This is a genomic window from Dinoroseobacter sp. S124A (assembly GCF_049801015.1).
GTDB lineage: Bacteria > Pseudomonadota > Alphaproteobacteria > Rhodobacterales > Rhodobacteraceae > Dinoroseobacter.
In genome coordinates this window covers 364,776-382,033 of the sequence record NZ_JBNAGD010000001.1, presented here as the reverse complement: position 1 = coordinate 382,033, position 17,258 = coordinate 364,776, and the positions used below count along the sequence as shown (strand labels likewise).

General features: G+C 66.2%; 21 protein-coding genes. 7 read left to right on the top strand and 14 right to left on the bottom strand.

Going from position 1 to position 17,258, the window contains the following annotated elements; translation table 11 throughout:
• The 7 genes from tolR to ruvC form a co-directional block, all read right to left on the bottom strand.
• Window positions 1-414 carry a protein TolR gene (gene tolR, locus ACP15I_RS01765; protein ID WP_424973659.1) on the bottom strand — a complete coding sequence of 138 codons (414 nt, stop codon included), beginning with the start codon at window positions 412-414 and terminating at the stop codon, window positions 1-3.
• Window positions 415-498: 84 nt separating this feature from the next.
• Complete coding sequence (gene tolQ / locus ACP15I_RS01760; protein ID WP_424964685.1) at window positions 499-1,173, bottom strand: protein TolQ; 675 nt, start codon at window positions 1,171-1,173, stop codon at window positions 499-501.
• Window positions 1,174-1,268: 95 nt separating this feature from the next.
• Complete coding sequence (ybgC, locus tag ACP15I_RS01755) at window positions 1,269-1,679, bottom strand: tol-pal system-associated acyl-CoA thioesterase (RefSeq protein ID WP_424973658.1); 411 nt, start codon at window positions 1,677-1,679, stop codon at window positions 1,269-1,271.
• Entirely contained in the window at window positions 1,676-2,302 is a 627-nt protein-coding gene (locus ACP15I_RS01750; RefSeq protein ID WP_424973657.1) for a hypothetical protein, read from the bottom strand. The genes ybgC and ACP15I_RS01750 overlap by 4 nt, the downstream gene beginning before the upstream one ends.
• A 57-nt stretch (window positions 2,303-2,359) precedes the next feature.
• On the bottom strand, window positions 2,360-3,427 hold the full coding sequence (ruvB, locus tag ACP15I_RS01745) for a Holliday junction branch migration DNA helicase RuvB (protein WP_424973656.1): 1,068 nt from the start codon (window positions 3,425-3,427) through the stop codon (window positions 2,360-2,362).
• 3 nt (window positions 3,428-3,430) lie between these two features.
• A complete protein-coding gene (gene ruvA / locus ACP15I_RS01740) occupies window positions 3,431-4,096 on the bottom strand; it encodes a Holliday junction branch migration protein RuvA (protein ID WP_424973655.1) in 666 nt (221 codons plus the stop codon).
• Window positions 4,093-4,599, bottom strand: coding sequence for a crossover junction endodeoxyribonuclease RuvC (gene ruvC, locus ACP15I_RS01735; RefSeq protein WP_424974103.1), 507 nt, complete (start codon window positions 4,597-4,599; stop codon window positions 4,093-4,095). The genes ruvA and ruvC overlap by 4 nt, the downstream gene beginning before the upstream one ends.
• A gap of 267 nt (window positions 4,600-4,866) precedes the next feature.
• On the opposite strand from ruvC, the gene ACP15I_RS01730 reads away from it, so the two are divergent.
• A complete protein-coding gene (locus tag ACP15I_RS01730; protein ID WP_424964690.1) occupies window positions 4,867-5,133 on the top strand; it encodes a DUF1127 domain-containing protein in 267 nt (88 codons plus the stop codon).
• A 170-nt stretch (window positions 5,134-5,303) separates the two neighbouring features.
• On the opposite strand, the gene ACP15I_RS01725 is transcribed toward ACP15I_RS01730, so the two are convergent.
• From ACP15I_RS01725 to msrA, 3 genes are all read right to left on the bottom strand, one after another.
• On the bottom strand, window positions 5,304-5,627 hold the full coding sequence (locus tag ACP15I_RS01725; protein WP_424964691.1) for a hypothetical protein: 324 nt from the start codon (window positions 5,625-5,627) through the stop codon (window positions 5,304-5,306).
• 167 nt (window positions 5,628-5,794) lie between these two features.
• Window positions 5,795-6,667: a 50S ribosomal protein L11 methyltransferase gene (locus ACP15I_RS01720; protein WP_424973654.1), complete on the bottom strand. Its 873-nt coding sequence runs from the start codon at window positions 6,665-6,667 to the stop codon at window positions 5,795-5,797.
• Window positions 6,668-6,833: 166 nt separating this feature from the next.
• Window positions 6,834-7,496 carry a peptide-methionine (S)-S-oxide reductase MsrA gene (gene msrA, locus ACP15I_RS01715; RefSeq protein WP_424973653.1) on the bottom strand — a complete coding sequence of 221 codons (663 nt, stop codon included), beginning with the start codon at window positions 7,494-7,496 and terminating at the stop codon, window positions 6,834-6,836.
• Between the two features lie 178 nt (window positions 7,497-7,674).
• On the opposite strand from msrA, the gene ACP15I_RS01710 reads away from it, so the two are divergent.
• Window positions 7,675-8,112, top strand: a complete 438-nt coding sequence (locus ACP15I_RS01710) for an ABZJ_00895 family protein (protein ID WP_424973652.1) — start codon at window positions 7,675-7,677, stop codon at window positions 8,110-8,112.
• A gap of 5 nt (window positions 8,113-8,117) precedes the next feature.
• Here the strand turns inward: ACP15I_RS01710 and ACP15I_RS01705 are convergent, their stop codons facing one another.
• Window positions 8,118-9,347: an MFS transporter gene (locus ACP15I_RS01705; RefSeq protein WP_424973651.1), complete on the bottom strand. Its 1,230-nt coding sequence runs from the start codon at window positions 9,345-9,347 to the stop codon at window positions 8,118-8,120.
• 126 nt (window positions 9,348-9,473) lie between these two features.
• Between ACP15I_RS01705 and ACP15I_RS01700 the strand changes: the two genes are divergently transcribed.
• A complete protein-coding gene (locus ACP15I_RS01700) occupies window positions 9,474-10,541 on the top strand; it encodes a YeeE/YedE family protein (protein WP_424973650.1) in 1,068 nt (355 codons plus the stop codon).
• 143 nt (window positions 10,542-10,684) lie between these two features.
• On the top strand, window positions 10,685-11,305 hold the full coding sequence (locus ACP15I_RS01695; RefSeq protein ID WP_424964697.1) for a hypothetical protein: 621 nt from the start codon (window positions 10,685-10,687) through the stop codon (window positions 11,303-11,305).
• Between the two features lie 24 nt (window positions 11,306-11,329).
• Here the strand turns inward: ACP15I_RS01695 and ACP15I_RS01690 are convergent, their stop codons facing one another.
• Window positions 11,330-13,513: a primosomal protein N' gene (locus ACP15I_RS01690; protein WP_424973649.1), complete on the bottom strand. Its 2,184-nt coding sequence runs from the start codon at window positions 13,511-13,513 to the stop codon at window positions 11,330-11,332.
• Between the two features lie 77 nt (window positions 13,514-13,590).
• Between ACP15I_RS01690 and fsa the strand changes: the two genes are divergently transcribed.
• The 3 genes from fsa to ACP15I_RS01675 are packed head-to-tail and all read left to right on the top strand — an operon-like array spanning window position 13,591 to window position 15,935.
• Window positions 13,591-14,244, top strand: a complete 654-nt coding sequence (gene fsa / locus ACP15I_RS01685; RefSeq protein WP_424973648.1) for a fructose-6-phosphate aldolase — start codon at window positions 13,591-13,593, stop codon at window positions 14,242-14,244.
• 58 nt (window positions 14,245-14,302) lie between these two features.
• Window positions 14,303-15,004 (top strand): DUF484 family protein, encoded by a 702-nt coding sequence (locus ACP15I_RS01680; RefSeq protein ID WP_424973647.1) that lies wholly within the window; start codon window positions 14,303-14,305, stop codon window positions 15,002-15,004.
• Between the two features lie 4 nt (window positions 15,005-15,008).
• Window positions 15,009-15,935 carry a tyrosine recombinase XerC gene (locus ACP15I_RS01675; RefSeq protein WP_424964701.1) on the top strand — a complete coding sequence of 309 codons (927 nt, stop codon included), beginning with the start codon at window positions 15,009-15,011 and terminating at the stop codon, window positions 15,933-15,935.
• A gap of 36 nt (window positions 15,936-15,971) precedes the next feature.
• Here ACP15I_RS01675 and ACP15I_RS01670 read toward each other — a convergent pair whose 3' ends face one another.
• Together ACP15I_RS01670 and yghU are read right to left on the bottom strand one after the other, a co-directional pair.
• A complete protein-coding gene (locus tag ACP15I_RS01670) occupies window positions 15,972-16,232 on the bottom strand; it encodes a DUF3253 domain-containing protein (protein WP_424973646.1) in 261 nt (86 codons plus the stop codon).
• Window positions 16,229-17,098: a glutathione-dependent disulfide-bond oxidoreductase gene (gene yghU / locus ACP15I_RS01665; protein WP_424973645.1), complete on the bottom strand. Its 870-nt coding sequence runs from the start codon at window positions 17,096-17,098 to the stop codon at window positions 16,229-16,231. The genes ACP15I_RS01670 and yghU overlap by 4 nt, the downstream gene beginning before the upstream one ends.
• Window positions 17,099-17,258: the final 160 nt, after the last annotated feature.

Genomic DNA, 17,258 nt, shown 5'->3' with positions numbered 1-17,258 from the left:
TCAGCCCTCGGACCCGGCATCCGCTCCGCCCAGCGACGGCCCACCGGTCTCGGTAACAAGGCCGATATTGTTGAAGCCCGCTGCGTTGAGCGCGCCCATCACCTGCATCACCTCGGCATAGCTGATGCCGCCATCGGCCCGCAGGAAGATCTTGTCGCCCTCGCGCTCGGCGGCCACGGCGCGCAGGCGCGGGATCAGCGTGTCGCGCGGCACCTCGGTGGTCTGGATCAGCACCCGGCCATCGGCGGCGACCGTGACGGTCAGGGGTTCTTCCTCACTGCCCGGCAAGGCATTGGCCGAGGTTTCCGGCAGTTCCACCGGCACGCCCACGGTCAGAAGCGGCGCGGCCACCATGAAGATGATAAGAAGCACGAGCATCACATCCACGAAGGGCGTGACGTTGATCTCGGACATGGGCTTGGCACCGCCGCGCCCGCTGCGCCGACCGCGCCGGCGCCCGCCGCCGCCCGCCCCGGATGAGACCCCGGCCTTCACGGCTCAGGCGTCCAACTGCCGCGACAGAAGCGTGGCGAACTCATCGGCGAAGGCCTCGTAACCGCCAACGATACGATCCGCATCCGCCGAGAGCTTGTTATAGGCCACCACCGCCGGGATCGCCGCCAGCAGGCCCAGCCCCGTCGCCAAAAGCGCCTCGGCAATGCCCGGGGCCACCACGGCAAGGTTGGTGTTCTGCTGGATCGCGATCTGCTCGAAACTGTGCTTGATGCCCCAGACCGTGCCGAAAAGTCCGATGAAGGGCGCAGTGGCCCCGGTCGTGGCCAGAAAGCTCAGCCCGTTCTGCAACCGCTCGCTCGCCTTGGCGATGGCCACATCCATGGACCGATCGATCCGCTGCTGCGCACCGGGGATCAGATCCCCCGTCTCGCGGTGTGACCGCCGCCATTCGGTCATCCCGGAGGCAAAGACCTTTTGCGCGGCCCCCTCGGGCGCTGGCCCGATCTGGTCGAACAGGTCATCGAGCGGCTCGCCGGACCAGAAGGCCGCGTCGAAGGCCTCGGCCTCGGTGCGGGCGCGCCGGAAGGTGATCCATTTCTGAATGATGATCGACCACGACCAGAAGGACATCCCGATCAACAGGATCATCACAAGCTGCACGGTCAGGGTGGCGCGCGCGAAAAGCGCGAGAAACGAGAAGTCTATCTCGGGTGTCATGGCCTGCTCAATCCTGCTCTCCGGCCTTCGTGGGCCGTGTGTTATCCCCCCAAGATACGCGCAAAGCGGCTTCTTTGGAAGGTGTCGCAGGACCTCTAGCGTGTTTTTGCCGTGGCCTCGAAGGCTGTGCGCACCTCGGGCGGAACCCGGGCCGGACGCCCGGTGTCAGACAGGCAAACGATTGTGACCCTTGCAGAAAAGAGCACCTCCGCCCCCCGCAGGACCGCCTGATCGAGTGTGATCCGCGCGCCGGACACCTCGGCCACTTGCGTGGTCACGGACAGGTGATCGTCGAATTTTGCTGGGATCAGATAGTCCGCCTCGACCCGGCGCACGGCAAAAACGAGGCCGGCCTCGGCCTTGAGCGCACCCTGGTCCACCCCCAGATCCCGCAGGTATTCACTGCGCCCGCGCTCGATGAATTTCAGGTAATTCGCGTAATAGACGATGCCCGCGAGATCCGTGTCCTCGTAATAGACCCGCAGATCGAAGCGATGCGCGCTCATTGCAGCGCCCCGATCCGGGCTGACAGGCGCAGGGCATGGCTCGCATCGGTGGCGGCCACGGGCAGGATCGGGTCGTAGGCCGCGCGGATCACCTGCGCGATCTCGGGCTTCAACAGGGTCGCGCCATCTTCGGTCCTGGCGAGGGGCGATTGGCCGAGAAACGCAGTATCGGACCAGAGCAGGATGGTCTGCACCGCCTGGCTCAGCGCGAGGGTCTCGGCCGGCACATCGCGCAGATGGGCGTCCATACGGATAAAAACGAAGGCAGCCTTGATCCCGCCATCCGGATCGAAGCGGAAGAACCGGTACTGGTTGGCCTCCTGCGCCTCGAGCCGCGCCACAAGCGGGCCGAGATCGGGCACCAGCCGGTCCATATTCGGGGTCTCCGTCAGTTCGGACCAGTCCTCGAAGAAAAAGACCATGATATTGGCGCCAAGCTCCGGATCGGTCTCGGCAATCTCGACCCCGGCAAGCTGGGCCACGGCCTCGAACGCGCCTTTCACAACGCTCAGGGTCGCGTCATCCACGCCAAAGACCACGGGGGCCTGGGGCCGCCCCCAGCGCGCGCAAAGATAGGTGGCGTCACTGCGGGTGAACAGCGCTTCGATCTCGTCTGGTTGCACCGGGTCGTCCTCGTCTGGTCTCGCTCGGGCGGGACATAACCGCTTTCGCCACCAGGCTCAAACGGGCGGATCGTCCGGGGCCCCGCCGGGGAAGAGGTCGGTCTGGCTCGGCGCATCCGCCGGGCGGGGCATGGGCAGGCCCAGATGATCCCAGGCCTTGCGCGCCAGCATCCGGCCCCGCGGGGTCCGCTGGATGAAGCCCTGCTGCAACAGGTAGGGCTCGATCACCTCCTCCACCGCGTCGCGCGCCTCCGACAGGGCCGCCGAGATCGTCTCGATCCCCACCGGCCCGCCGCCGTAATTCTCGGCCACCAGCGACAGGTAGCGCCGGTCTCCGCCATCCAACCCGGCGCGGTCCACGCCAAGCCGCGTCAGCGCACCATCGGCCACCGCGCGGGTGATGCGCCCATCGCCCTCGACCAGCGCGAAATCCACCACGCGGCGCAGAAGCCGCCCGGCAATGCGAGGCGTGCCCCGCGCCCGGCGGGCGATCTCGGCGATCCCGTCGGGCTCGGCGGGCACGTCCAGCAGCCGCGCGCCCCGGGCAACGATCTGTTCCAACTCGGGCGCACTGTAGAACTGCAACCGGACCGGGATCCCGAACCGGTCGCGCAGGGGCGTCGTCAGCAATCCCAGCCGGGTGGTGGCCCCCACAAGCGTGAAGGGCTGCAGCTCGATCCGCACCGTGCGCGCCGCGGGCCCCTCGCCGATCACCAGATCCAGCTCGAAGTCTTCCAGCGCCGGGTAGAGCACCTCCTCCACCACCGGGTTCAGGCGGTGGATCTCATCGATGAACAGGACATCGCGCGCCTCGAGATTGGTCAGGAGCGCCGCAAGGTCCCCCGCCTTGGCCAGCACAGGCCCCGAGGTCATGCGGAAGTTCACGCCCAGCTCGCGCGCCGTGATCTGCGCCAGCGTGGTCTTGCCCAGCCCCGGTGGGCCGTGGAACAGCACATGATCCATGGCCTCACCCCGCCGCCGGGCGCTCTCGACAAAAACCCGCAGATTGGCCCGCGCCTCTGCCTGGCCGATAAACGCCTCGAGCGATTGCGGGCGCAGGGCACGATCCGCCCCATCCCGCTCATCGGGCATCGGTTCGGGTCGCAGATTGGGATCCGTGGCCATCGCTTACCCTTTCGGCGCCAGAAGGCGCAGGGCGGCGCGGATCAGCGCCGCCTCGCCCGTGGCCCCCTCGCCCGAGGCCGTGGCCACGGCGCTGGCCGCATCCCCCTGCCCGTAGCCCAGATTGACCAGGGCCGACAGGGCTGCGGCCTGATCCGAGGCGGCGGATGGCGCAGCCGTCCGCGCCGGCGCCGGGGGCTCGATGCCCCCGGTGTCGGCCATTCCGACCGAGGCCTCCCCGGTTTCCAGCACCGCGCCCATGGCCATCACATCCGGCCCCTTGTCTTTCAGCTCATTGACCACGCGCTGCGCAATCTTGGGGCCAACCCCCTGCGCCTTTTGCACCGCGGACCAGTCCCCCAGCGCGATCGCCCGGCCGACGCCCTCGGCCCCGAGCGCCGACAGGATCGACATCGACGCCTTCGCACCGATCCCCTGCACCGACATCAACAGCCGGTGCCATTCCTTGTCCAGAAGCGTCGGAAACCCAAAGAGCTGCAACAGATCCTCGCGCACCAGCAGTTCGGTAAAAAGCGTCACAGCCTCCCCCGGCCCGGGCAGGGCGGCCAGAGTGCGCTCCGAACAATAGACCACGTAACCGACCCCGCGCACATCCAGCAGGATGTGATCCTTCGCCCGGTAGACCAGCACGCCCGACAACCGCCCGATCATGAGGCGGACATCGCCGTGACCCGGGCCAGGCTGCCCTGGGATTGCAAGTGATGCGCATGACAGATCGCGACCGCCAGCGCATCCGCCGCATCCGGCCCTGCGAGGGTCGCCCCCGGCAGCTGCAAACGCACCATATGCTGAATCTGCTCCTTGCCCGCATGGCCCACGCCCACCACGGATTTCTTCACATGGTTCGGCGCGTATTCCGCAACCTTCAAACCCGCCGCCGCCGGCACCACGAGGGCGATCCCCCGCGCCTGGCCCAGCTTCAGGGTCCCGGTCGCGTCCTTGTTGACAAAGGTATGCTCCACCGCCGCCGCATCGGGCGCGAGCCGGGCCACCACCTCTGTCAGTTGCTGGTGCAGGCTGAGCAGGCGATCCGCAAGATCCGTGCCCTCCGAGCGAATCTGCCCATTCTCGATATGGCGCAAGCGGCTCCCTTCGGAGGAGATTACCCCCCAACCAAGGTTTCGCAGGCCGGGATCAATCCCCAGAACGCGCATCATTGTCTCTTTTTCTGCTCGTTTTTCTTCAACTAGCACGAAACGCGAACATCTGCCAACACTCTTGATCCAGGCAGACCGGGTTCAAACCCGACACGGATCTGTCGAAAATGGTCCCCTGCGACCGAAAAGCTGTCTGAATGCGACATGGGACAGGTCGAATTTCCACCCTTTTATCAGACGCCTATCACCAGTTCCGAGGCATTCCGAAAACGCATGTGCGCCATGCATTTTTTGCCCATTGTATAGGCAAAGTGCCGGGTCTAGATGCAGTTCACAACGAAACGCAATGCAACTCAAACCGGCCGTGCGCCGCAGATAAGGTTTCGCCCGATGGCAGCTTTTGACACCTCCCGCCCCCATGTCGTCCTTCCCCGTTTCGAGGCAGGTCTGGCCCGCTTTTTCGGCACGCTGATCGCGTGGAATGACGCGCGCGTCACCCGCAACGAGCTGAGCCGTCTGTCGGAACGCGAGTTGAGTGATGTCGGCCTGATCCGCGGCGATATCGACGCGGTGTCGCGGCGCGGTCACTGATCCGGGCATCCTCCCTGTCCGGCCAGGTCATGACGCCGGGCAATCCACCAGATTGTCCGGCACCATGATACTCAAAAAGCGCGCCCCGAGAGGCGCGCTTTTTGCTGTCGTCCTGGATGGGTGCCACGCAGGACCCGCGGGGCGCTATGCCCGCAAGTCCCGGTCACCGATCACAGCGACAGGCGTCGGGCCAGCTCAAGCGAGAGGCGGTCAGGCGCGAGCGCGGCCCCGACGAAACGTTCGGTCATGGTCCCGGTCTCGAGATACATGACATGGGTGCGGTAGGTTCCCTCGGACATCACGGCAATCGCGAGGCTCTTGAACACCACATAGAGAACACAGGCCAGAAGGATCTTGCCCAGCGGCAGCATCGAGCCTTCGCCACGATACCCGCGATTGACCTGAGCGGTCTTGCGGCTCCGCCCGGCCTCATGGGCTGCGGTGATCTTTTCCACCCGGTCTCCGAACAGAGCCAGATTGTCATCCTGTGACATCGGGTATCTCCACGATTCAATTCGAATTTGAAGATACTTTTCGAAGACGCCCTTGGGATAGGGTAACCTTTCGTTAAGGTTAAACCCCGCCCGGCGCCCTCACCCCCGGCGCGAGGCGGGCTTTCGCCCGCTCGGCGGCGGTTCAGCGACGGGTTCGGTTTCCGGGCTCAGGGGCGCGACAGGGTCAGGGTTGTCCATTCCCCGATGGCCCATTGCGCCTGCAGGTCCAGCCCTGCCGCGCCATAGGCGTCAATCACATCCTGCGCCTGCTCGTTCAGCAGCCCCGACAGGATCACATGCCCGCCCGAGGCCATGGCCCCGGCAATGGACGGGGCCAGATCGATCAGCGGCCCTTTGAGGATATTGGCAAAGACCAGCATATAGGGCCCGTGGCCGACAATCTCGGGGTGATCGAGCCCGGTCGCCTCAAGGCAATGGACCCGCATCGCCAACCCGTTGGCCGCCAGATTGGCCTCGGCCACCTCGACCGCCACCGGGTCGATATCGCTGGCCACGATCGGCGCGTCCTCCAGCACCCGCGCCGCCGCCATGGCCAGCACCGCCGTCCCGCAGCCCACATCAAGCACCGGCCCCATGGGCGCGCCTTGGGTCAGCAGGTCGTCAAAGGCCCGCAGGCAGCCCTGGGTTGTGCCGTGATGGCCCGTGCCAAAGGCCATCGCCGCCTCGATCAGAAGCGGGACAGCCTCGACCGGCACGGCATCGGCATCATGGCTGCCATAGAGAAAGAAGCGCCCCGCCGTGACCGGCGAAAGCTCGCGTTTGACCTTGGCCACCCAATCGGTTTCCGGCAGCTCCGAAACCGAGAAGGGCTTGGCCTCGAAAGCCGCCGCAAGGAGCGCAAGCCCGGCCACGTCGGGCGCTTCGATGAAATAGGCGCCCACCTCCCACAGGCCCGAGCCATCCTCGATCTCGAACACGCCGACCCCGGTGGGCTCCGGCGTCATGGTCTCGAGGGCGTCGCCAAGGCGTTCGGCAGCCGCCTTGCCGGGCAAGGTGGTGAGGGCGGTGAAGGTGGGCATGATGAGGGCTCCGGGACGTGGGCCCGGTGAGGGTCGGGCGCGGGGTTGAGCCGTTGGTATTCCACGCGCCGCGATGGGGGGCAAGGGTCGCCCCCTGCCCCGCGATGTCTCGTGCAGTGCCCGTCGCACTGCTCAGGCGGGTCGGATTGCCCGGGGGGCGGGCGGATCAGCCCGCCTGCGCGACCCCGGTGCCGATCGGACAGGTCACGCCCGTTCCGCCGATCCCGCAATAGCCATTGGGGTTCTTCGACAGGTATTGCTGGTGATAGTCCTCGGCAAAGAAGAACTCCGGCGCGGGCAGGATCTCGGTCGTGACCGCCCCGTAGCCCGCCGAGATCAGGCGCGGCGCAAAGGCGGCCTTGCTGGTCCGGGCGGTCTCGGCCTGTGCCTCGGTAGTCGTGTAAATGCCCGAGCGATACTGGGTGCCCACATCATTGCCCTGACGCATGCCTTGGGTCGGATCATGCCCTTCCCAGAAGACCTGCAACAGCGCCTCGAAAGAGATCACCTCCGGGTCATAGACCACGCGGACCACCTCGTTATGGCCGGTCTGTCCGGTACAGACCTCCTGATAGGTGGGGTTCTGCGTAAAGCCTCCGGCATAGCCGACCATGGTCAGGTAGACCCCGTCGAGCTTCCAGAACATCCGCTCCACCCCCCAGAAGCAGCCCATGCCGAACATCGCCACCTCGAGCCCGTCCGGCACCTCAAGCGTCAGCGGACGCCCCGAGATGTGGTGGGTCTCAGCCGTCGGGATCGCAACGCTGCGCCCGGGGAGGGCGTCGGCGGCGCTGACCATTTCGGCTTTCTTGCGGCTCATGAAGAACATTGGCGGTCTCCTGTGTCTGGGGGGTGCTCACAATATAGGAAGCCGGGGGCCAGATTCCACCAGGCAGGGGGTCACGGAAGGGTCACCACCCTGCCCTGCCCCTGCCCTGACCCCGCCCCGCTTCGGCGCGAGGGTCGGACGAGGCCATGACGGCACCGCCCCGACCAAGGAGGACCCGATGACGCAAACCGGGCTGCTACAGATCATCTTCTTCGTATTGAGCGCGCTTCTGAGCTACGGGCTGTCCGTCGCCGCGACCTTGCTGGGCATCGCGCCCAATGCGGCCCTACCGTTCCTTGGTGCGATGCTTGCGGCCATGGTGGTGTCCAGCCTTTTCACCCGCCTCAACGGGCGCAGTCTGGTCCCGCGCGAGCGTCGGCACTTTGCCATGGTCGCCACCGTGATCATGGGGATCGCCAGTCTCACCTTCCTGTGGCTCTACATGTATGCGGGCGGGCGCAACGAGTTCAGCATGGTCGCCGCCGAAACAAGCCTGGGCACGGTGACTTGGCTCACGACGCTGGTCTTCATGGTCGCGCTGGTGCTGCAATACGGGGTGGTAGTGCTGGGCCTGTGGTTCGGAGCCAAGCCGGACGCCCCGCCGCAAACCCTCTGAGCCGGTTACTCGGCGGGCGCGGCCAGACGCGACTGAAAGATCGTCTCATGCCCCGGCGCCGGATGGCGCGGGATCAGCAAGGCAAGACAGAGCGACGTGGCCGCCATGCCCGCCGCCAGCCAGAAGACGCCGCCCGGCGACACCACCCAGAGATAGCCGAGCGAGGCGGGCAGAAACACCGCCGCGATATGGTTGATCGTGAAGGCCACCGCCGCCGTGGGGGCGATATCCGCAGGATCCGCGATCTTCTGAAAATAGGTCTTGAGCGCGAAGGCCAGCGCGAAGAACAGGTGGTCCAGCACATAGAGCCCGGCCGCCACCAGCATGCCCCAGCCCAGCCAGTAAATCCCGCCATAGGCGAGAAAGACGCAGATCAGCCCGACATATTCGAAGGCCAGCGCGTTGCGCTCGCCGAAACGCGCCACAGCTTTGCCCATGAGCGGCGCGCAGAGCATGTTGGCAACGAAATTGATCAGGAAGAGCGCCGTGACCTCATGCACCTCGAAGCCGAACCGCTCGACCATCATGAAGGCGGCAAAGACCACGAAGATCTGCCGCCGCGCGCCGGACATGAATTGCAGCGCATAATAGAGCCAGTAGCGCCGCCGCAGCACCATCCGCTTGTTCTGGGGATTGGGGGATTCGAATTGCGGGTAGGCGATCATGCAAAAGATCGCGATGGCCGCCGTGATCCCGCCGGAGGTCATGTAGACAAAGCTGTAGCTCAGATCGAAAGCCTTCCAGCTCACCACCAGAGTGCCATAGCTGACCAGTGAGGCCGCCGAACCCGCCGCCACGATCCAGCCCAGCGTCTCGGGCGCGCGGTCCTTGGCGATCCATTGCAATTGCAGGGACTGGTTGACCGTCTCGTAATAGTGAAACCCGATCGAGCTCAGCAGGGTGAGCGCGAGAATGCCGTAATAGCTCGGGAAGAAACCGGTCAGCGCCGTCCCGATCCCCAGAAGACAGAGCGAGGCGAGGCCCAGCACCTGTTCGCGGATGATCATGATCAGGGCGATCACGCCCACGGCCAGAAAGCCCGGGATCTCACGCACCGTATGCAGCCAGCCGATATTGACCCCGTCAAACCCGGCCATCTCGATGACGAAATTGTTCAGAAGCGCGCTCCAGGTGGCGAAGGCGATGGGCATCGCAAAGGCCATCAGAAAGAGCAGCGTCACCGGTTGCCGCCAGCGGGGCAGATCCGGGGCTTGAGCGAGGGGCACGAGTCGCATGGGCGTGGTCTACGCCCGTGGCCCCGCGCTGGCGAGAAAAAACTGATCTGTGTCAAAGCCGCGTGGTCGCAGGCATGGCAAACATATTCCAGTTTTCGAATGCCAGATTTCGTCCGGGAGGGGACCATGGATATTCTGCCACTGGTGGAGCGGATCGGCGAAGGTCCAACCGCGGCGGTGTTCGGTCTGATCACCGGAATGGTGTTCGGGATCGCGGCGCAACGCTCTTCATTTTGCCTGCGCGCGGCCTGCGTCGAGTTTGCCCGCGGCCAGTTCGGCCACCGCATGGCGGTCTGGCTTTTGTGCTTTTCCACCGCCCTTGTCTGGGTGCAGGGCGCGGCCCTCGCCGGTCTGATGCGGATCGAGGATGCCCGGATGATGGCCGTGACCGGCTCCTGGTCCGGGGCGATTGTCGGCGGGTTGCTGTTCGGGGTCGGTATGGTTCTGGCGCGGGGCTGCTCCGGGCGGCTGCTGGTGCTGGCGGCGACGGGCAATCTGCGCTCGGTGGTGTCGGGGCTGATCTTTGCGGTGGTGGCGATCATGGCCCTGCAGGGGGCGCTGGCGCCCGCGCGCAACTGGATCGCCTCGCTCTGGATGACCGGCGGCGGGCGCAATGTGAACCTCCTCGACGCGGCCCATCTCCCACGGGAGACCGGTCTGGTCCTCGGCCTTGTGCTCGCGCTGCTGGCGCTCGAGATCGCGCGCCGCAACCGGATCGGCGCGCGGGTGCTGGTCATGGCCTCGGGCGTGGGCTTTGCCGTGGCGCTTGGCTGGGTGCTGACCTTTGCGCTCAGCACGGTCGCCTTTGACCCAGTTCAGATCGAAAGCGCCACCTTTACGGGGCCTTCGGCGAATATGCTCATGTTCTTTCTGATCCCCGACCCGGTACTGGAATTCGATATCGGGCTCGTGCCCGGCGTGTTTCTCGGCGCGTTTCTTGCCGCATGGCTCAGCCGCGATCTGCGCTTGCAGGGCTTTGACGGGGCGGGCCCCATGGGCCGCTCGATGATCGGCGCAGCGCTGATGGGCTTTGGCGGAATGCTCGCGGGGGGCTGCGCCATCGGGGCCGGTGTGACCGGCGGCTCGATCTTTGCCGGAACTGCCTGCCTCGCGCTGACCTGCATGTGGATCGGCGCGGTGATCGCGGATCATCTGGTGGATCAAAAGGGCCCGCGCGGAGTTCCGGCCGAATAGCGCGCCCCCGACCGCCTGTCCCACAAGGCGCGCGCTGCGGCGCAGCACATGCGGGCGATTAATCATGGGCGTTATGTCTCAGGAATTACGGCGTTAATCTGTGTTAAGAAAGTCTTAATAGACATTCTCAAACCGGATTCGTTATGCGCCTTTTCCTGATTTCGACTGCCCTGCTTTTGCTGGGCGCGCTCAGCGCCCCTGCCGCAACCATCCAGATCTCGGGAACCGGTCAGGTCGAGAGCGCCGAACAGGGTGTCGGCGTGGACGAGAAGGACATGCTGAGCTTCACCGCGACGGTGTCTGGCCCTGAAATCATGTCGAGCGTCTATCCGCATTTCGTCCAGAAGCTCTATCAGGTCGAGGCGTTTCAGGCGCAGATCGGCGGGGTGCAGGTGGATCAGAGCCGCCCGGACGCCTTGATCTATCTGGTGGTGGTGAACCGCAAGGATGCGCTGAACTCGGTGCAGATCTATCTCAACCCGGGCAATTTCGTCAGCGACGCGCCCCTGAGCAGCTTCACGCTGGGCTGGGAGTTCGCCTCCGACAGCATGGATGCCAGCCTGGAGGCCGTGGCCGCGCTCGACTTCTCGAGCGCTGTCAGCACGAGCTTTTTCGCCGTGGATGCCCGCGCGCCCCATGACATCGCGATGACCGGGCAGTTGATGGTGACCAATGTCGCCCCGGTGCCCCTGCCCGGCGCGCTGTGGCTTGGGCTGGCCGGTCTTGGGGCGTTGGGTCTGACCCGCCGCCGCGCGCAGGTCTGATTGCGCAGACCCCTTCCCAACAGCTCAGAAAAAGCTCTGCGGGTCGATATCGATCGACAGGCGCAGATTTGGGCCGGGCTTGATCTGACCCGTCCACTGCGCCAGTGCGTCTTGCAGGGCCACGCCCTTGGGCGCCGTCACCAGCAGCCGCACCCGGTGCCGTCCGCGGATCCGCGCGATAGGCGCGGGCGCAGGGCCGTAAACCGAGGCGCCCACGCCCGTGATCGGTCCCGTCATCCGCGCCAGCATGTTGCCCGTGTCGAACACCTCCTGCAGGTCCGGTGAGCTCAGGATGATCCCCGCCATCCGACCATAGGGCGGCATCCCGGCGGCCTGCCTCTCGGACGCCTCGGCGCGCCAGAACGCCTCCTCGTCGCCGGTCAGGATCGCGCGGATCACCGGGTGCTCGGGCTGATAGGTCTGCAACAAAGCCTCGCCGCGACGCTCGGCCCGTCCGGCCCGGCCCGCCACCTGCCGCATGAGCTGGAACGTCCGCTCGGCCGCGCGCAGGTCCGAGCCCTGCAACCCGAGATCCGCATCGATCACCCCCACCAGCGTCAGCAGCGGAAAGTTGTGGCCCTTGGCCACCAGCTGCGTGCCGATGATGATATCTGCCGCCCCTTCGGCGATCTCGGCGATCTGCGCCTTGAGCGCCCGGGCCGACCCGAAGAGATCCGAGGACAGCACCGCGATCCGCGCCTCCGGAAAGGCCTCGGCGGCTTCCTCGGCCAGACGCTCCACCCCCGGACCCACGGCGGCCAGCTTGCCCTCGGCCTCGCAGGACGGGCAGGCCTCGGGGATCGCCCGTGTCGCGCCGCATTGGTGGCACATCAGGCGCTTCTGAAAGCGGTGCTCGACCATCCGGGCGTCGCACATCTCGCAGCCAATCTGATGCCCGCAGGCCCGGCAGAGCGTCACCGGCGCATAGCCCCGGCGGTTGATGAAGAGCAGCGACTGCTCCGCGGCCTCGATCCGCGCGGTGATCGCGCGCTTGAGGCTGGGCGAGACCCATCGGCCAAAGGGCAGATCCTCGGCGCGCATGTCGATGGCGCGCATCTCCGGCAGTTCCGCATCGCCGAACCGCGCGCCGAGATCCACGCGCTGGTACTTGCCCGCTTCCGCATTGGCCCAGCTTTCGAGGCTGGGCGTGGCCGAGGCCAGCACCACCTGCGCCGTGGCAAACGAGGCGCGCAGCACGGCCATGTCGCGCGCGTTGTAGAGCACGCCCTCCTCCTGCTTGTAGGAGGTGTCGTGTTCCTCATCGACCACGATCAGGCCGAGATTCTGGAACGGCAGGAAGAGCGAGGATCGCGCCCCCACCACCAGCTTGGCCCCACCCTCGGCCACCATCCGCCAGCAGCGCCGCCGCTCGGTCATGGTCACCCCGGAATGCCATTCCGCCGGGCGCGCGCCGAACCGGGCCTCCACCCGGGTGAGGAATTCCGAGGTCAGTGCGATCTCGGGCAAGAGCACCAGCGCCTGACGCCCCTTGGCCAGGCAGGCCGCCACCGCCTCGAGATAGACCTCGGTCTTGCCCGAGCCGGTCACCCCCTTCAGGAGGGTCGTGCCATAGCTCTCGCTTTCGATCCCATGCTGGAGCTGGCCCGCCGCGCGTTCCTGTTCCTCGGTGAGCGGCTTGCCGGGCCGCGCCACATCCAGCGGCGGATAGGGCAGATCGCGGGGCGTGTCCTGTTCGTAGATCGCGCCCGCCGCCACGAGGCCCTTGACCACCGAGGCACTTACCCCCGCCGCCGAGACCAGCTCGGCCTGAGTGACCGGCGCGCCCCCATATTCGGCCAGCGCATCCATCACGCGCAGGCGCGCATCGGTCATCCGCGACGGCTCCCCCTGCCCGGGCACCAGCACCTTGCGCATGGACATCGCATCCCCCAGCCCCGGCGCCCGGGTGGCCAGGCGCAGCATCGCGGGCAGCGGCGTCAGGGTGTAGCGGGCGGCACGGGTCAGGAAGGCCCGCATCTCGTCGCGCATGGGTGGGGTGTCGAGCACGCGCAGGGCCGCGCGGATTTTGGCCGGGTCCCAGCCGCCCTGTCCCGCGCCCCAGACCACCCCCAGAACCTTGCGCGGACCCAGCGGCACTTCGAGGAAATCACCGATCTCGCAGCCCCCCTCCGGGGCCTTGTAATCCAGCGTCCGGTCGAGGGGCTGAGTGGTCAGGACCGCGATCAGATCTCCTGTCTCAAACCGCACCCTGCGCCCCTTTCCCCGTCCTGATGCCTGCGATATGAGAGCGGTAACAGTGCTGCAACCCCGAGGGAACCGAGCCCATGAAGTTTTTTGTAGATAGCGCCGATGTCGCTGCGATCGCAGAGTTGAACGATCTTGGCATGGTCGACGGGGTGACCACAAACCCATCGATCATCCTGAAATCCGGACGCGACATCACCGAGGTTACCCGGGAAATCTGCGCCTTGGTCTCAGGCCCCGTCAGCGCCGAGGTCGTCGCCACCCAAGCCGACGCCATGATCGCCGAGGGGCGCAAGCTGGCCGAGATCGCCGAGAACATCACCATCAAGCTGCCGCTCACCTGGGACGGGCTGAAGGCCTGCAAGACCCTGACCGATGAGGGGCGGATGGTGAATGTCACGCTCTGTTTTTCGGCCAATCAGGCGCTGCTGGCGGCCAAGGCGGGGGCGACTTTCATCTCGCCCTTCATCGGGCGGCTCGACGATATCAATCTCGACGGGATGGAACTGATCGAGGATATCCGGACGATCTACGACAATTACGGGTTCGAGACGCAGATCCTCGCCGCCTCGATCCGCAGCGCCAACCACATGAAAGAGGCCGCATTGATCGGCGCCGATGTCGCCACGGCCCCGCCCAACGTGATCAAGGCGATGGCCAATCATGTTCTCACGGACAAGGGATTGGCGGCTTTCCTCTCAGATTGGGAAAAAACTGGCCAGACGATTCTGTGATGGTGTAAGCTGCTCGGAAAATAAGACGAGCAGACATTCAAAACAGAACGGCAGGCCCATGAGTGAACCAGCCCTGATGCCCCATGATCTCAAGACGAAGATCATGGAGGCCCCCGACGTGATTCTCGAAGACCGCGATGTGATGCGGGCCCTGATGGCCGCGAATGAGCGGCGGCTCGGCGGCAACATCATCGACCTGCGCGGAGTTGCGATGGAACGGCTCGAGGCGCGGCTTGATCGGCTCGAGGACACCCATCGCAGCGTGATCGCGGCGGCTTATGACAATCTGGCGGGGACGAACCAGATCCACCGGGCCGTGCTCAGCGTGCTAGAGCCGGTGGATTTCACCGCCTTTCTGTCCAATCTCGGCGGCGATGTGGCCGCGATGCTCAAGGTCGATGCGGTGCAACTCGTCCTCGAAAGCCATGAGGACGCGCCGGACCCGGCCCTCGACGCCCTGCGCGAGATCCTGCAAGTGGTGCCCGCGGGCCAGATCGACCGGATCATCGGCACGCCCGATGGCCTGCCGGCGCGCAAGGTGACCCTGCGCCATGTTTCCGATGGCGCGCTCTACGGCACGCACGGTAAGGAAATGCAATCCGAAGCGCTGCTGCGGCTCGAGTTCGGCGAGAGCCGCCTGCCCGGCCTGCTGGCCTTGGGCGCGCAGGATCCCGAGCTGTTCCACCCCAATCAGGGCACGGACCTGCTGGCCTTCTTCGCCCATGTGGTCGAGCGCGCGATCCTGCGCTGGATCGCCTGAGCGGATGACCGAGATCGCGCTGCAGCCCGGGACCGCCGCGCTGCTGGAGGGGTGGCTGACCCATCTGCGCGGGCTCGAGGATGCACCGGACACCACCCTGACCGCCTATCGCCGCGACGTGGCCGGGTTCCTAGGCTTTCTTGCGCTGCATGACGGCGGGGCCTCCGGGGCGGCACGGCTGCGCGAGATTTCCCAGACCGATATGCGCGCCTGGATGGCGGCGGAGCGACGACGCGGGCTGGCGGCGCGCTCGCTGGCACGGGCGCTCTCGGCGGTGAAGTCGTTCTTCCGCTGGCTGGGGGAGCGGGAAGGGTTCGAACCGACCGCCGTTCTGGCGGCGCGCAGCCCAAAATACCAACGCAAGCTGCCGCGCCCGCTGGCCGAGGATGCCGCCTTGCAGATGATCTCACAGGTGGAATTGCAGGCCGGCGAAGGCTGGGTTGCGGCCCGGGATGTGGCGGTGGTGACGCTGCTTTATGGTTGCGGGTTGCGGATATCGGAGGCTTTGGGATTGACCGGCGCGGACGCCCCCCTGCCCGAGGTGCTGCGCATTCGCGGCAAGGGCGACAAGGAGCGGATCGTGCCGGTCCTACCCGCGGCGCGCAAGGCGGTGGACAGCTATCTGGCGCTCAGCCCCCATCCCTGCGAGGCAGAGGATCCGCTGTTCCGCGGCGTGCGCGGCGGGCGGCTGAACCCGAGGCTCGTAGCCAAGGTGATGGAACAGGCGCGGATGCAGCTCGGCCTGCCCGCGACGGCGACGCCCCACGCCCTGCGCCACTCCTTTGCCACCCATCTGCTGGCGGCGGGCGGGGATCTGCGCGCGATACAGGAGCTGTTGGGCCATGCCTCTCTGTCCACCACCCAGGCCTATACGGCGGTGGACACGACCCGGTTGCTCGAGGTGTACAACGCGGCGCATCCCAAGGCCTGAGCCAGCGGGGGCCAGCCCCCGCACCCCCGGAGTATTTCAAGAACAATGAGAGGGCCGCAGGGCCAGTCGGATCGGACCCTTCGCCTGTTCGGGATCGACCGGGCGGCCTTTCTGCGTCGCGATCAGCTGGCCCTCGCGGATGAGGTCAGAGGCCACGCGGCGGATCGGCGCCATGAGCGGGCGCCACTCCGTGGTCAATGCGCGTGCAACCTCGGAGGGGCAAAAGCTCTTGGCGGTGCCGCGCTGATGGGCGAGGTCCAGCAGTGCTGCGCGCAGCTCGTCCTCCAACGGGATCACTCCGCCGCGACGCGCTTGTCCTCGGTCTGGGTGTCAAAATCCGAGGCCGCATGGCGCTCATGGAGCTGCATGGCAGGCTCGCCGAAGAGCCGGTTGACCATGCGCCCGCGCTGCACGGCCGGGCGGGCATCGATCCGCGTGGCCCATTCCACAACATGGGTGTAGCTCGCCACGTCGAGGAACTCTGCCGCATCATAGAGACGCCCGAGCACAAGCTGGCCATACCAGGGCCAGATCGCGATATCGGCAATCGTATAGGTGTCGCCGGCCATCCAGTCGCGCGTCGCCAGATGCCGGTTGAGCACGTCGAGCTGGCGCTTGGTCTCCATGGCGAAACGGTTGATCGGGTATTCCCATTTCTCTGGCGCATAGGCGTAAAAATGTCCGAACCCGCCGCCGAGATACGGCGCGCTGCCCATTTGCCAGAAGAGCCAGGACAGCATCTCGGCCCGGGCCTCGGGGCCGGTCAGGAAAGCGCCGAATTTCTCGGCGAGGTGCAGCAGGATCGCGCCAGATTCAAAGATCCGCACCGGTGTGTCGCCGGTCTCATCCAGCAGCGCGGGGATCTTGGAATTCGGGTTGATCTCGACAAAGCCCGAGCCGAACTGATCGCCGTCGCCGATCCGGGTCGGCCAGGCGTCGTATTCGGCGCCGTCATGCCCGGCCTCGAGCAGCTCTTCGAGCATGACCGTGACCTTCACCCCGTTCGGTGTCGCAAGCGAGTAAAGCCGGAGCGGATGCGCACCCCGGGGCAATTCCGCATCATGGGTCGGGCCCGCGATGGGCCGGTTGGTGGAGGCAAACTTGCCCCCGGAGGGACCTTCCCAGGTCCAGATGGCGGGCGGGGTATACGTACTGTCAGTCATGGTCAGGCCTATTCATCGCGATACGGCAGGAGGTAGAGTTTGGCAGCCTCCCGCCCAGAAACGGAAGCGAAGAATGAGACTGCAAGTCTCAGATCGCGCAGCTGTGAACAGGGCTTGGCTCAACTCGGAGGGCCTGCCGCGGCGCGGGTCCGCCCGGTTG

What these genes read in the sequence shown, in the direction of transcription:
- tolR (WP_424973659.1), bottom strand. Translation starts at nt 414, where the DNA reads ATGTCCGAGATCAACGTCACGCCCTTCGTGGATGTGATGCTCGTGCTT.
- tolQ (WP_424964685.1), bottom strand. Translation starts at nt 1,173, where the DNA reads ATGACACCCGAGATAGACTTCTCGTTTCTCGCGCTTTTCGCGCGCGCC.
- ybgC (WP_424973658.1), bottom strand. Translation starts at nt 1,679, where the DNA reads ATGAGCGCGCATCGCTTCGATCTGCGGGTCTATTACGAGGACACGGAT.
- ruvB (WP_424973656.1), bottom strand. Translation starts at nt 3,427, where the DNA reads ATGGCCACGGATCCCAATCTGCGACCCGAACCGATGCCCGATGAGCGG.
- ruvA (WP_424973655.1), bottom strand. Translation starts at nt 4,096, where the DNA reads ATGATCGGGCGGTTGTCGGGCGTGCTGGTCTACCGGGCGAAGGATCAC.
- ruvC (WP_424974103.1), bottom strand. Translation starts at nt 4,599, where the DNA reads ATGCGCGTTCTGGGGATTGATCCCGGCCTGCGAAACCTTGGTTGGGGG.
- ACP15I_RS01730 (WP_424964690.1), top strand. Translation starts at nt 4,867, where the DNA reads ATGCAGTTCACAACGAAACGCAATGCAACTCAAACCGGCCGTGCGCCG.
- ACP15I_RS01725 (WP_424964691.1), bottom strand. Translation starts at nt 5,627, where the DNA reads ATGTCACAGGATGACAATCTGGCTCTGTTCGGAGACCGGGTGGAAAAG.
- ACP15I_RS01720 (WP_424973654.1), bottom strand. Translation starts at nt 6,667, where the DNA reads ATGCCCACCTTCACCGCCCTCACCACCTTGCCCGGCAAGGCGGCTGCC.
- msrA (WP_424973653.1), bottom strand. Translation starts at nt 7,496, where the DNA reads ATGTTCTTCATGAGCCGCAAGAAAGCCGAAATGGTCAGCGCCGCCGAC.
- ACP15I_RS01710 (WP_424973652.1), top strand. Translation starts at nt 7,675, where the DNA reads ATGACGCAAACCGGGCTGCTACAGATCATCTTCTTCGTATTGAGCGCG.
- ACP15I_RS01705 (WP_424973651.1), bottom strand. Translation starts at nt 9,347, where the DNA reads ATGCGACTCGTGCCCCTCGCTCAAGCCCCGGATCTGCCCCGCTGGCGG.
- ACP15I_RS01700 (WP_424973650.1), top strand. Translation starts at nt 9,474, where the DNA reads ATGGATATTCTGCCACTGGTGGAGCGGATCGGCGAAGGTCCAACCGCG.
- ACP15I_RS01695 (WP_424964697.1), top strand. Translation starts at nt 10,685, where the DNA reads ATGCGCCTTTTCCTGATTTCGACTGCCCTGCTTTTGCTGGGCGCGCTC.
- fsa (WP_424973648.1), top strand. Translation starts at nt 13,591, where the DNA reads ATGAAGTTTTTTGTAGATAGCGCCGATGTCGCTGCGATCGCAGAGTTG.
- ACP15I_RS01680 (WP_424973647.1), top strand. Translation starts at nt 14,303, where the DNA reads ATGAGTGAACCAGCCCTGATGCCCCATGATCTCAAGACGAAGATCATG.
- ACP15I_RS01675 (WP_424964701.1), top strand. Translation starts at nt 15,009, where the DNA reads ATGACCGAGATCGCGCTGCAGCCCGGGACCGCCGCGCTGCTGGAGGGG.
- yghU (WP_424973645.1), bottom strand. Translation starts at nt 17,098, where the DNA reads ATGACTGACAGTACGTATACCCCGCCCGCCATCTGGACCTGGGAAGGT.